This is a genomic window from Rhodococcus sp. NPDC059968, assembly GCF_042738615.1.
Classification (GTDB): Bacteria; Actinomycetota; Actinomycetes; order Mycobacteriales; family Mycobacteriaceae; genus Rhodococcus_F.
Genome location: NZ_JBHWUE010000057.1, coordinates 1 through 13,465, shown reverse-complemented (window position 1 = coordinate 13,465; position 13,465 = coordinate 1). Strand labels below are relative to the sequence as shown.

The window sequence follows — 13,465 nt, the reverse complement described above, 5'->3', positions numbered from 1 at the left end:
ACCCCGAACCGGACGGTTCGGGGTGCTGTGTGACGATGTGTTCGCGGCGCTACTTCGAGCAGCTGCCCCGCACGAGGATGCCGCCGACGAGAACACCGGCGAGGGCGATGCCGGCGCCGAGGGCGGCCGACGCGAGAACGGTTGTCGTGGAGGTTCCCTCGGGTACCCGCACCCGCGCGGCGGCTGCCGCGGGAACCGGGGCTGCCGCTGCGACGCCGGCGGCAGCCGGCACCTCGCCCGACGCCGCGACGACCTCGGCCGCAGGGATGCCGTTGGCGATCACGCCGTCGATGCCCTTGAAGAACACCCCGGCCATCTTCTTCGCGACGCCGGTGATCATCCGCTGCCCCACGCCGCCGACCATGCCGCCGACGACGGCGTCCGCGTCGTAGCTGAGCAGGGTGCCGCCGTCACGTTCCTCGAGCCGCACCGTCACATCCGCCTTGACGGTGCCCGGAGCACCCGCACCCGATGCCGTCATCACGAACGACTCGGGCCGATTCTGCTGCGACAGAATCACTTCGCCGTCGTACGTGCCCTTGATGGACGCGACACCCGCGGTGATGGACAACTTGTAGTGGTTGTCGCTGAGCTGCTCGAGGGACTGCACCCCGGGGATGGTCGCCGCGAGGACCCGTCCGTCCTGCAGGTTGTCGTACACGGCCTCCGGTGGGGCCGTCAGTAGGGCGGTGCCGGCGATTCTCATTCGTTCTCCTTGCTCTGTGACGACGCGTGTGCGAGGCGAAGCTCGAACAACTCTGACGGGGATATCGGCATGGACGTGATCGGAATGCCTTCCGCGTCCTCGATCGCTGCCGCGATGACGGCGGACGTGGGAATCACGCCCGCCTCGCCCGCGCCCTTCATCCCGAGGGGATTGAGGCCGGACGGGGTGACCGTGTGGTCCATCTCGAGCGAGTCGGGCATCTCGGTGACGAACGGCATCAGGAAATCCATGTACGACGCGTTGAGCAGCTGGCCGTGCTCGTCGTAGACGATCTTCTCGTACAGTGCGCCGCCGATACCCTGCGCGACGGCGCCCATGACCTGGCCCTCGACGATCCGCGGGTTGATGACGTTGCCGCAGTCGTGGATCACGGCGTACCGCCGCACGTGGATCTCGGCCGTCACCGGATCGGTTTCGACGATCGCCGCGTGCACGCCGGACGCGAACGTCGACGTCGGCGGCGAGTAGTAGCCGGTCGCCTCGAGCCCGGGTTGTTCGCCCTCCCGGACCGGCGGAATCGTCATGTCCGTGTCGGCTTTCGCGAATCCGGTGGCCTGCCTCGACGCGTCGTCGAACGCGTAGCGCAGCGGGTTCGACAGCACGGCGACCACACCCAGCGAGATGGACGTGCCCTCGGCGCCGGGCAGCGTGCCGATCTTGCACACGTGCCCACCGCGCAGTTCCAGTTCGGCGGGATCGAGGTTCAGCGCCTCACCGGCGATCGTGCGGGCCTTCTCCGCCACCATCTGCGCGGCCACGTGGAACGCCGAACCCGACATCACGGCGCCGCGGGACGCGAACGTGCCGACGGCATAGCCGAATCGGCGGGTGTCGCCGGTGACGATCTCCACGTCGGTGACCGGCACGCCGAGGTCGTCCGCGACGATCTGCGCGAACGCCGTCTGGTGGCCCTGACCCTGGGTGGTCAGACCCGTTGCGGCCTTGACCTTCCCGGACGTTTCCACGAGAACGTGTGCGCCCTCGTACGGGCCCGGTCCGGTGCCCTCCACATAGGCGCCGATCCCGATGCCCACGGCCCGGCCTTCGGCCTTCGCCTGCTTCTTGTACTCGGCGAACCCGTCCCAGTCGATCAGTTTCTTCAGCTTGTCGATCCCGGCCTGGTAGTCGCCGGTGTCGTAGATCAGCGGGCGGCCGTCCTGGAACGTGAGGTGGAAGTCGTACGGCATCTCCTCGGGCCGGATGAAGTTGTGCTCACGAACCTCGATGACGTCCTTGCCGAGATACTTCGCGATCGCGTCCATCGCCCGTTCCATCGCGAACACGGCCTGCGGACGGCCGGCGCCGCGGTAGGGCGTCACGATGACGGTGTTCGTGTACAGCGAGTACGCGTCCACCCGGAACGACTTCGGCTTGTACGGCCCGAGCACCTGCGTCGACGTGTTCAGCATGACGATGATGCCGTACGGCAGGTAGGCGCCGTTGTCGTGCCAGAACGTGAAGTCGAAAGCGAGGAGTGTGCCGTCGTCGTCGAATCCGACCGTCACCTCCTGGATCTGGCCGCGCTCGTGTGCGCTCGACACGAAGTGCTCGCGCCGGTCCTCGACCCATTTGACCTCGCTCGAGATGCCCGCCGTCCCGAGCCGCCGCGCGGCCCAGGTGACCATGACCTCCTCCGGCCACGGGTGGACGATCTTGACGCCGAAACCGCCGCCGACGTCGGGTGCGATGCAGTGGACCTTGTTGTGCGCCATCTTCAGTCGTGCCGCGATCGCGGCGCGGGCCGACGTCGACGTCTGCGTGGACGTCCAGAACGTGAGCGCCTGCTCGTCGGTGTCCCAGCGAGCGTAGACGCCCTTGCCCTCCATCGGCATCGACGCCGACCGCTCGATCTCGAGGTTCAGGGTCAGCCGGTGCGGTGCGTTCGCCAGTTCCGCGTCCACGTCGCCGAATCCGTGCTGCAGGTGCGCCGCCACGTTGTCGGGGACGTCCGCGTGAACGGCGTTGCCCGCCTGCCGCGCCACGTCGACGCCCACGACCGGTGGGAGCATCTCGTACGTGACGTCGATCTTGGCGCACGCGTCCTCGGCGATGTACCGGTTGTCGGCGACCACCATCGCGATCGCCTCGCCGACGTGGTTCACCTCGTCCTTGGCGAGCGGATACCCGTTGCGCGGTGCGGTGATCGCCGGATGCGGGATGAGGAGGGGCAGGTTCTCCGCCATCTCCGGGGAGTCGTCCGCGAGGTCCTCGTACGTGTAGATCGCGTGCACACCGGGCAGATCGAGCGCGGCATCGATGTCGATCCCCGTGATCCGGGCATGCGCGTGCGGTGACCGGACGAACGCGGCGATGAGCGCGTTGTGGCCCAGATCGTCGAGGTAGCGGCCGTTGCCGGACAGGAGCCGGGCGTCCTCAGTGCGGGGAATCGGCTTGCCGAACAACTTCTCCGACGCGGCGGGCGCGTCGGCTCCCTTGGTGGGCGCGGGTTCGGTGCGGGGTTTCGTGACGCTCATGCTCGCCCTGCCCTTCCACCGACCGGGTTGGTCGTGCCGCGGACCTTCGGGTCGAGTGAGGCCCGCGACGACTCGTCGTCCGCGCCGAGCGGGAACTCGCCCGAACGCTCGCGCTTGATCTCCGCGGCGCGCAGCACGGCTGCCCTGATGTTCTGGTATCCGGTGCACCGGCAGAGGTTGCCCGCGATCGCGTCGGTGGCCTCCTCGCGGGTGGGCGAATCGTTCTCCTCGAGGAACGCGGCGATGGTGGTGACGAAGCCTGGCGTGCAGAAGCCGCACTGCAGGCCGTGGCAGTCGATGAACGCCTGCTGCACCGGATGCAGGGTGCCGTCGGGTTCGACGAGACCCTCGACGGTGGTGATCTCCCGGCCCTCGAGGCTCGCGGCGAGCACCAGGCACGACCGCACGGGTTTGCCGTCGAGCAGCACGGTGCACGCGCCGCAGACCCCGTGCTCGCAACCGACGTGTGTCCCCGTCTGGCGCAGATGGTGCCGGATCGCGTCGGACGCGAGCGTGCGCGACGGCAGCACCACCGTCTGCGTCACCGCGTTGAGCGTGAACGTCACCGCGACGTGCTGTTCGCCCGTCTCCTCCTGCAGTTCGGCGAGCTGCTCGTCGATGCTGCGTGTTGCCTTTGCCATGGTCACCTTCCTCCCGCCGACGCGTGCACGGCGGCACCGTCGAGCACTGCATCCTGCGCGGCCGCGAACCCGACCCGGGCGGTCAGCGCCGCCACCAGCTGTGACCGGTACCGCGCCGTGGCATGGATGTCGGGTTCGGTATCGATCCGTTCCCGCGCGAACTCGGACAGATTCCGCCACAACGGGTCCCGGTCGTCCGTCGCGGACGCACCCCGTAGCACGTCCGTGTAGTCGACGACCTCACCGAGCTCGCCGGCCGACACGTACGTCATCCGGACCTCTGCGACCGCACCGTCCTCGACCCGCACCTGCGCCGCGACCCCGACGAGTGCGTAGTCGCCGTGCCTGCGGGCGATCTCGTCGATCGCCGTTCCGACACCGGGCTCGGCGGCCGGGACGGCGACGCTCGTGGCGATCTCGTCCGCCTCGAGCGTCGTTTCGAGCGGTCCGGCGAACAGGTCGGTCGAGCGGATCTCCCGGACCCCGCGCACGGAACGCACGGTGACCGAGCCACCGAGCAGCGCGAGCACGGCCGGCATCTCGGCGGACGGGTCGGCGTGGACGATGGATCCGACCGTCGTGCCGCGGTTGCGGATGGTCGGGTGTGCGACGAGACGCAGCCCGCGGCCGATCAGGGGTTGCACCTGGGCGGCGCCGCGGTCGGCTTCGAGCACCGAGTGGGTGGTCAGTGCGTCGAACGTGACGCCGAGATCGCGTGACGACGACACCGCGTCCAGCCGGGGGATCGATCCGATGTCGACGAGGTGCGCCGGCGCGGCCAGCCGCATCGAGAGCAACGGGATCAGCGACTGCCCGCCCGCGAGCACCTTTCCCTCGTGAGCCACGTCCGCGAGGATCTGACAGGCCTCGTCGATCGACCGAGGTCGGTGATAAGTCAGTGGCGACGGTTTCATTCCTCAGATCCTGCCCGTATCGTACGCTCGACGTTTCGTGAACTAGTGACAAAACTCACGTCCCCCCGATGGCAGATCACGTGAGCTGACCGACCCGATCGGGGACCGTTCCATCGTCCGCGGTCGGCTTCGGGTGGTGACGGCCGGTGCCGGCGTCGTCGGCATCCTTCGGGGCGATGACGCGGCACAGGTGGTACATCCCGATCACCACGATCGTGCCGAGCGCGATGCCGCTGAGGGAGAAGCTGTCCGTGAACGTCAGCTCCGTGTCACCGATCGCGATGATCAGGCCGGCGGCGATGGGCATCAGGTTGAGCGGATTGCCGAAGTCGACGCCGTTCTCCTTCCAGATCTTCGCGCCGAGCAGGCCGATGATCCCGTAGAGCACCACGGTGATTCCGCCGAGCACCCCGCCGGGGGTCGCGGAGATGACGGCGCCGAACTTGGGAGAGAAGCCCAGCAGCATCGCGATGACACCTGCCGCGGCGTACGCGGCCGTCGAGTACACCTTCGTCGCGGCCATGACGCCGATGTTCTCGGCGTACGTCGTCGTGGGGGATCCGCCGAGGCTGGTCGCGATGGTGGTGGCCAGGCCGTCCCCGATCAGGGCGCGTCCCATCATCGGGTCGAGGTCGGTCTTGGTGATCTCGGCGACGGCCTTGACGTGTCCGGCGTTCTCCGCGATCAGGGCGATCACACCGGGCAGCACGAGGACGATGAACGTGAGACTGAACGACGGCGCGTGGATGCCCACGATGCCGTTCGCCTCGTCGGAGAACGGCGGAAGCCCGATCCACGAGGCGGAGGACACTCCGTCCCAGTTGACGCGGAAGTGCTCGGTGACCCCGCCTGCGACCGGGTCGTACGACGTGATCATGCCGGTCGTCAGGTCGAGCACCCACGACAGCGCGTATCCGAAGAGCAGCGTCAGGAAGATCGCGACCCTTCCGAGGAATCCTCGGAGCGCGACGCTCGCCACCACCAGCACGACCATCACCGTCAACGCGACCCACTGGTCCTGCGGCCAGTACGTCCCGGCCACGACCGGGGCCAGGTTGAACCCGATCAGCATGACGACGGCGCCGGTGACCACGGGCGGCAGGATCTTGAACACCACCCCGCCGCCGAGGAAGTGGATCAGCACGCCGATCCCGGCGAGCACGAGACCCGACACCAGGATCGCCCCCGTCACCTGCGCGGAGGTGCCGCCCTGGGCGCGGATGGCGGCGATGCCGCCGACGAACGCGGCCGACGTCCCCAGATAACTGGGAATCCGGCCCTTGACGACGAGCAGGAAGAAGAGGGTGCAGAACCCCGACAACATCACGGCCAGTTGAGGATTGAGACCCATGATGATCGGGAAGACGAACGTGGCCCCGAACATCGAGACCACGTGCTGCCCGCCGAGCCCGATCGTGCGACCCCAGCTCAGCCGTTCGCTCGGGGCGACGACCTCCCCGGGCGCGATGGTCTTGCCATCTCCGTGCAGTGTCCAGATAGGCATAGGGGGACCTTTCAGACAGGTGACGGTGCAGGGGTGCCGGCGGCCAGCTTCGATGATGTGCCGCATGTCACAGTTGCACCTCGATAGGAGGGCAACGTTATTACAGCGTCAGCCACCCGGCGTGAGAAGAATCTGCCAGTGCGTGCCCGGCGAAATTGGCAACTTTAGGAATTGATGCCGCGCATCGCCATGATCTTGAGGGCGAGAGACAGGTCGAGGCGCAATTCGGGGTGGTCCGTGAACGACCCGAGCATCTTCTCCAGCTTCACCACCCGGTACCGCAGGGTGTTGTAGTGAAAGTGCAGTTGACGTGCGGTTTCGGCGATGTTGATGTTGGTGGCGAGCAGCACCTCGAGGGTGCGGCGCATGTCCTGCGCCTCGGCTGTGTCCGCGGTCAGTTCGCGCAGGGTCTCGTTGGCGAACGACTCGAGTTCGCGGTCGTCCTCGACGAGGCTCAGCAGTCGGTAGACGCCGAGGTCGTCGAAATGTGTCACCGCCCAGGCGCCGGTGATCTGCCGCCCCACCTTCAGCGCGGTCCGGGCCTGGCCGTAGAGGGCGGGAATGCCGTCCACCGAGTCCGTCGGCCGGGACACGCCCACCCCGAACGCCCGGCGACCACCGCCGCCGGCGCCACGCACGTTGGCGACGAGTTCGTGGACGAGGTTCATCGTGTCGGTGCCGACACCCATCAGGATCACCGTCTCCGACGCCAGTGCGGTGACCGCGGCGCCGGTGTCACGGCCCGCGACGGCACTCGTGAATGCCCGCGCCTGTCGCTCGACGAGAGGCATCCGAGTGGGCACCGACGGCTCGTCCTCACCGACCGGATCGGGTTCGATCACCACGACGACCACGGGACGGTCCAGGTCCCAGCCGAACGTCTTGGCGTGCGCGACGACGTGCTCGTGTTCGCCGCCGCGGCCGAGCAGCAGGTCCCGGACGAAGTTCGCGCGATGCTTCTCCTCCACCGAGGAGACCACCAGTTCGCGGGCGACCACCAGGGCGCACACCGCCGCCGCCTGCTCGACGAGATACAGGTCTTCGCTGCGCAGCGCATGCCCGGTGCTGAAGTGCACCAGCCGCCCGTGATCGATGCCGTTGGCCGAAATCGATGAGACCGCGATGAACTCGTCGCCCAGCCGGTGCAGGCCGAGCCCGCCCTCCGTCGAATCGGTGCGAACCCGCCCGGTGGAGTCGAGCGCCGCACTCGACGCCAGCCGGCTCAGCTCGGACTCGTCCCCGGCCCGGCACAACTGACGGCCGTCGGGTGTCGTGATCAGCACGGCACCGCCCAGTTCACGGGCGACGGCGACGGACAGCTCGGCGAACCCTCCGCCGGCCATCACGACGTCGACGAGCACTCTCCGCAACCGGTCCGCCTCGAACACGGCGTCGACCTGCCGGGCCGACAGCTCCGCCAGAGCACCCGCCAGCGGGTGTGCCTGCGAGTACAGGTCCGCGACCACGACGACGGGAAGCCCGAGTTCGTCGGCCGCATCGGACATCTCGGCCGGCAGCGCCGCGGTGGGGTCGTCGAGGCGGACGGCGAGCCCGGAGACGCCTCGCCTGTCGAGCCGGGCGAGAAACACGTCGATCGGCTCGACCAGCCGGCCGAGAACCGCGGACGTGGTGATCAGCAACTGTCCGGTCCGGAGCCACGGTCCGATGTCCGGCACCGCCATCACGGCGACGTTCGACACCTCTCGCGAGGTGCCGGTCTCGCCGGCGACCAGGGTCGGGGAGACGAGGAGATCGGACACCAGCACGTCGGCGAACGATTGCGGCGCAATGCCCGGACCAGGCCCGTTGCCGGTGTCGGCGGCTGCGCGGAACCCGGGAGCGGAACTACCGGCATCCCTCGTCGTCACTGCAACACCCTGCTCACCTGATCCGACACTCGCCCCGGATGGCGCGAAAGTGTGACCTTAAGTCGCGACCCGAATACCCGTCAAACGGTGTTCACGCGGAGCACTCGAGCGGCCGGCCGGTCCCGGCCGGCGCGTCACGGTGAATCGGACCGCTCAGCTGCTGAAGCTCGAGCCCCGTCGTGCCCCGGGTCGTCTTCATCATCTCGGCGAGGATCGACACCGCGGTCTCCTCGGGGGTGCGGGCGCCGAGGTCGAGGCCGATCGGGGAATGCAGCCGCGCCAGCTCCGCCGCGGTCGTCCCCCGTTCGCGCAGCAGCGCGACCCGGCGGTCGTGCGTGGCCCGGCTGCCCATTGCGCCGATGTACGCCGCGCCCGAACGCAGGGCGAGCTCCAGCAGCGGGATGTCGAATTTCTCGTCGTGGGTGAGTACCGCGAGGACCGTCCGGTGGTCGACCGCCGCGGTCTCGAGGAATCGGTGCGGCCACATCACGACGACGTCGTCGGCGTCCGGGAACCGGGCCCGCGTCGCGAACACGGCGCGGGCGTCGATCACCGTGACGTGGTAGCCGGCGAACGCGCCCAGCGTGCACATGGCCGCGGCGAAGTCGATGGCTCCGAAGATGTACATCCGCGGTGGCGGCGCGAAGATCTCGACCATGCACACCGTCTCGGACTGCAGCTGATACACCAGCGACTCACCGGCTTGGAGGCGACGGCGGACGCTCTCGACATCGGTCTCGGGCAGGTCGAGGTCGCCGACGGGTCCGTCCCCGGTGATCACGCAGCGCCGGGTCCGGGCTCCGTCGCAGGTCTCCGTCACGACGGCGATCGACTCACCGCCGCGGATGCGTCGCGCGACGTCCGCGAAGTCCGGGAAGTCGTTGTGCCCGATGCGCTGAACGAACACCTCGATGGTGCCACCGCACGTCAGACCGACACCGATCGCGTCGTCGTCCGCCACGCAGAACACTTCCGTCCGGCTCCGCCCGTCGGCCAGCACGTCCCGCGCCGTCTCGTACAGCGCACTCTCGACGCACCCACCGGACACACTTCCGAGCACCTCACCGGATTCCGACACGGCCATCGCCGCGCCCGGTGCCCGCGGAGACGACTTCCAGGTGCGCACCACCGTGGCGAGGGCGAAGTTCTCGCCACGGTCGAACCACGCTTCCAGGCCCGTCAGGATGTCGCGCATCGTCTCGTACTCCTCGGGTGCTTCGTAGGGAACCTCACGCTAACCGGCGACGATCGGCCGTCGCGGCACACAATGCGCCGAAATCCCCAGCGGCCGCTTGTGCATTGTCGCCATCGCTATCGATCGACGCGTCCGCAATTCTCGGACGGTCCCCCTTCCTTCACAGAGAACCGAGGATCCACCATGAATCAGTTGCTCAGCGGGATCCGGGTCCTCGACCTCACGCGGGCCCTCGCCGGTCCGCTGTGCACGGCACTGCTGTCCGATTTCGGCGCCGACATCATCAAGGTCGAGACCCGTTCCGGTGGCGACAGTTCCCGGCAGTGGCCGCCGTTCGACGGCAGCGACAGCCTGTACTTCGCCTCCGTCAACCGTGGCAAACGTTCCGTCGCTCTCGACATGCGCAGCGAGCAGGGCCGGAAACTGCTGCGCCGCATTGCCGTCGACGTGGACGTCATCGTGGAGAACTTCCGTCCCGGCGTCCTCGCGGACATGGGGCTCGACCAGGAGTCGCTCGCAGAGGACAACCCCGGAGTGATCGTCATGAGCGTCAGCGGTTTCGGCCCGACCGGACCCGAGCAGTTCTCGCCGGGACTCGATCAGGTGGCGCAGGGCATGTCGGGTCTGATGTCGGTGACCGGCGCCGGCGACCACACGCCGATGCGCGTCGGCATCCCGATCATCGACACGGTGTCCGGTATCTATGCGGCGCTGGGCATCACGGCCGCACTCGTGTCCCGCGGCCGCGACGGCGCCGGTCATCACGTGCAGACATCCCTGCTCGAATCCGCCCTGTCGATCATGTCGTTCCAGGCGCAGAACTACCTGAGCACCGGACGCGTCGCGGAGCCGAACGGAAACACGCACCCGACGATCACGCCGTACGGCACGTTCGACACCGCCGATTTCCCCATCATCATCGCGACCGGTTCGGACCGGCACTGGGTGTCGCTGTGCGAGGTTCTCGGGGATCCCGACCTCGCCGACCGGCCCGAATACCGCACCGGCCAATCACGACTCGCGCACCGGGATCGGCTCACCAAGGAACTTCTCGAACTGCTGTCCGTGCGGTCGGCGGCCGAATGGGTGACGTCGATTCGCGCGGCGGGCATCCCGTGCGGTCCCGTCCACACGATCGATCAGGCCTTCGCCGACCCGCAGGTGCAGGCGCTGAAGATGGTGCAGCCGGTGACCACCCCCGACGGCGGTGAAGTGCCGCTGGTCCGGGGTCCGTTCTGGGTGGACGACGAAACCCTGCCGATCCGGAATGCGCCGCCGATGGTACTGGGGCAGGACACGGCCGAGGTGCTCGGTGAATTCGGGCTGAGCGACGAAGACATCGAGGGCCTGCGGCGAGACCGGGTGATCTGACACCCGCGTCGGCCGTGGTCGCCTCACAACCGGGCGGCCACGGCCAACGCCACGTGCTCGCACCACGGCCGCGCCACGACCTGCACGCCGATCGGCAACCCGGACCGGGTGATTCCCACCGGAACGACGACGGACGGCAGACCCGTCACGCTGATCGCGCGACAGCTCGCCAGGACCTGCGCCCACGTGAGCGACTGCCCACCGACGTCGAAGACTTCTTCGCCGAGCGGCGGCGCCGGGATCGAGGCGACGGGAAGGACGAGCACGTCACCCATCTCGCCGAGCAGCCGGTGCACGAGTTCCGATCGCTGCGCCCACAGCCGCTCGACCAGGCGCCGATCCACGTCCCGCGCGTCGGCGAGCATCGTAGTGATGTTCGTCCCGAATCCGGTGCCGAGTTCTTCGATGTCGGTGTGGGTTTCGACCGAACGCAACCTTCCGAACAGGTCGTTCCCCTCCGACAGCGCCGCACCCCGGTACGGTCGGGCACCGAGCCGGCCGGCGGCACCGGCGACGGCCGCGAAAATCTCCCTGTCGACCGGGACGGTCCCCTCACCGGGCGCCCACGTGATGTCGAGACGCGAGAGGTCTACCGAACCCGGGTCCGTCCAGTTGTACTGCCGGGACGAGAGCACCCGCAGCACGAGGGCCGCGTCGTCCAGGGTCCGCGCCATCGGACCGATCGTCTGCAGCGTGCCGTGCATGGTCGCCGGGTTGGTCAACAGGTGATCGCCCGACGGGACGCCCGGATACTGTCCGTCGGGGTCCACCCGGCCGATCGTCGGGCGCACGGACCGCAGTCCCGTGCAGTGGGCGGGCCAGCGGACCGAGCCGCCGAAGTCGGTGCCGAGACCGACGACACTCATCCCGGACGCGACCGCCGCCGCCTCGCCGCCGCTCGAACCGCCGGGGGAGCGGGGAACGCCGTCGGGCCGGAGCGGGTTCACGGTGTACCCGAACAGGTCGTTGTGTGTGAGGCCGCTCGCCCCGAACTCCGGGGTGTTCGTCTTCCCGACGAGAATCGCGCCGGCCGCCCGCATCGCGGCCACCGCGGGCGCGTCGACGCGCGGCACGTTGTGCTCGAGTGCGCGCGATCCCGCCGTCGTCCGGACACCCGCGGTCGCGATCAGGTCCTTCACCGTGAACGGGACCCCGGCCAGCGGCCCGACGTCTTCCCCTCGGCCGATCCGGGTGTCGAGGTCGTCGGCGGCCCGGATCGCCTGGTCCTCGGCGACGGTGACGACGGCGTTCAGCTCCGGGTTGCGGGCCTTGATGTGCGCCAGGTGGTCGTCGAGCACCTGGCTCGCGGACACCTCCCGGCTCGTCACGGCGCGGGCGATCGCGTGCGCGTCCGAGCCGACCCAGCTTCCGTCGTTACCCCACACATGTCCTCCTCGGCTCGTGCTCAGGGATCGACGCTAGACATCCCCGCACCCGCCGCACACGGCCAGTGTGCACAGGAATGAGCGCCCCGGGCTGTGAAGAGTTGATACTTCGCCGCGCTACAGGCTCTGGGAGGATCAGGTGATGCTCTCGCCCTGGGTTCGCCTCGCTGCCGCGCTGTTCGCGGTCAGCTGGGGTGCCAACCAGTTCGCCCCGATGCAGCTCGTCTACCGCGAACATCTCGGCCTCGGAAACGGCTCGTTCACCGCGATGCTCGCGTCGTACGTCGTCGGGCTCGTACCCGCCCTGCTGTACTTCGGGCGCGTGTCCGACCGCTTCGGCAGGCGCGCCGTGATCCGCCCGATGATCCCCGTCGGCATCGTCTCCTCGCTCGTCCTCATCGCGGGCGCCGCCGTCCCCGACCTGCTCTACCTGGGCCGGGTGCTGGCCGGACTCGCGTCCGGCATGGCGTTCGGCGCCGGAACCGCCTGGATGAAGGAACTCAGCTCCACCGCGCCGGCCGGGGCGGGTGCACGCCGCGCCGCCGTGTCACTGTCCGCGGGATTCGGCTGCGGAGCCCTGTTCGCCGGCGTGATCGCGCAGTGGCTTCCCGCCCCCGAACTGCTCCCGTACCTGGTGCACATCGCGATGATGATCGGTGCACTGGCGCTGGTGTGGACGGTGCCCGACGCACGGGTCCGGGCGACGGACCTCACCGCCAAACCCCTGTCGGCGCTGGCAACACCGCAGTTCCGGTGGGGCATCACACCCTGGGCGCCGTGGGTGTTCGGTGTGGCGACCGTGTCGTTCGCGACCCTTCCGCCGCTCGTCTCCGAGTCGCTGCGCTCCGCGTCCGTGGCATTCACCGGGCTCGTCGCGGCGCTGACCCTGATCACCGGGGCGGTGATCCAGCCGTGGGCCACACGGTGGTCGCAGCAGGACGACGCCGCCGCCGGAATCCGGGTCGGCATCACCCTCGGGGTGCTGGGCTTCGGCGCCGCGACCGTGGTCGCATACACGCACGGTGCGCTGTCCGTCGCCGCGATCGTCGTCGCGGCCTTCCTCCTCGGATCCTGCTACGGCATCCTGCTCGGTTCCGGTCTCGCGTCCGTCGAAAAGCTGGCGCCGGCCGACGAACTCGCGCAGACCGTGGCGGTGTTCTACTGCCTGATCTACATCGGCTTCGCCGTCCCGTTCGTCATCTCACTCCTCGCGCCGCACGTCGGCTACGCCACCTGCTTCGTGGGGGCGGCACTGCTGATGCTGCTGTCCGTGGCAGTGGGCCGGAGGGTGAAGGACCGGCACCTCACCCACACGTGAGCGGCGGGGGGGGGCCCGGGCCCCGTGGCCGCGCACCAAACCCGGGGGGGGCCCCAAGAGCCCCCCCC

The 13,465-nt window shown here is 69.0% G+C and carries 10 protein-coding genes; 2 read left to right on the top strand and 8 right to left on the bottom strand.

The genetic code is table 11. The features are described 5' to 3' along the window. Nucleotides 1-49 precede the first annotated feature (49 nt). From ACFWAY_RS34525 to ACFWAY_RS34495, 7 genes are all read right to left on the bottom strand, one after another. On the bottom strand, nt 50-706 hold the full coding sequence (locus tag ACFWAY_RS34525; protein WP_378513698.1) for a carbon monoxide dehydrogenase subunit G: 657 nt from the start codon (nt 704-706) through the stop codon (nt 50-52). After that, nucleotides 703-3,201, bottom strand: coding sequence for an aerobic carbon-monoxide dehydrogenase large subunit (gene cutA / locus ACFWAY_RS34520; protein ID WP_378451278.1), 2,499 nt, complete (start codon nt 3,199-3,201; stop codon nt 703-705). The genes ACFWAY_RS34525 and cutA overlap by 4 nt, the downstream gene beginning before the upstream one ends. Beyond that, entirely contained in the window at nt 3,198-3,842 is a 645-nt protein-coding gene (locus ACFWAY_RS34515) for a (2Fe-2S)-binding protein (RefSeq protein WP_378451279.1), read from the bottom strand. The genes cutA and ACFWAY_RS34515 overlap by 4 nt, the downstream gene beginning before the upstream one ends. Nucleotides 3,843-3,844: 2 nt before the next feature. Then, a complete protein-coding gene (locus tag ACFWAY_RS34510; protein ID WP_378451280.1) occupies nt 3,845-4,756 on the bottom strand; it encodes an FAD binding domain-containing protein in 912 nt (303 codons plus the stop codon). Between the two features lie 76 nt (nt 4,757-4,832). Further along, the gene (locus ACFWAY_RS34505; RefSeq protein WP_378451281.1) at nt 4,833-6,260 is read right to left on the bottom strand and encodes a uracil-xanthine permease family protein; all 1,428 of its coding nucleotides are present in this window, start codon (nt 6,258-6,260) and stop codon (nt 4,833-4,835) included. Between the two features lie 164 nt (nt 6,261-6,424). Continuing rightward, a complete protein-coding gene (locus tag ACFWAY_RS34500; protein WP_378451282.1) occupies nt 6,425-8,128 on the bottom strand; it encodes a PucR family transcriptional regulator in 1,704 nt (567 codons plus the stop codon). A 91-nt stretch (nt 8,129-8,219) separates the two neighbouring features. After that, nucleotides 8,220-9,323, bottom strand: a complete 1,104-nt coding sequence (locus ACFWAY_RS34495) for an XdhC family protein (RefSeq protein WP_378513697.1) — start codon at nt 9,321-9,323, stop codon at nt 8,220-8,222. Between the two features lie 183 nt (nt 9,324-9,506). Here ACFWAY_RS34495 and ACFWAY_RS34490 point away from each other — a divergent pair, with 183 nt between their 5' ends. Beyond that, nucleotides 9,507-10,694 (top strand): CaiB/BaiF CoA transferase family protein, encoded by a 1,188-nt coding sequence (locus tag ACFWAY_RS34490; protein ID WP_378451284.1) that lies wholly within the window; start codon nt 9,507-9,509, stop codon nt 10,692-10,694. 23 nt (nt 10,695-10,717) lie between these two features. Here ACFWAY_RS34490 and ACFWAY_RS34485 read toward each other — a convergent pair whose 3' ends face one another. Then, nucleotides 10,718-12,079 carry an amidase gene (locus ACFWAY_RS34485; RefSeq protein WP_378513696.1) on the bottom strand — a complete coding sequence of 454 codons (1,362 nt, stop codon included), beginning with the start codon at nt 12,077-12,079 and terminating at the stop codon, nt 10,718-10,720. Nucleotides 12,080-12,221: 142 nt separating this feature from the next. Between ACFWAY_RS34485 and ACFWAY_RS34480 the strand changes: the two genes are divergently transcribed. Further along, nucleotides 12,222-13,397, top strand: coding sequence for an MFS transporter (locus ACFWAY_RS34480; RefSeq protein ID WP_378513695.1), 1,176 nt, complete (start codon nt 12,222-12,224; stop codon nt 13,395-13,397). The last annotated feature ends 68 nt before the right edge of the window (nt 13,398-13,465 follow it).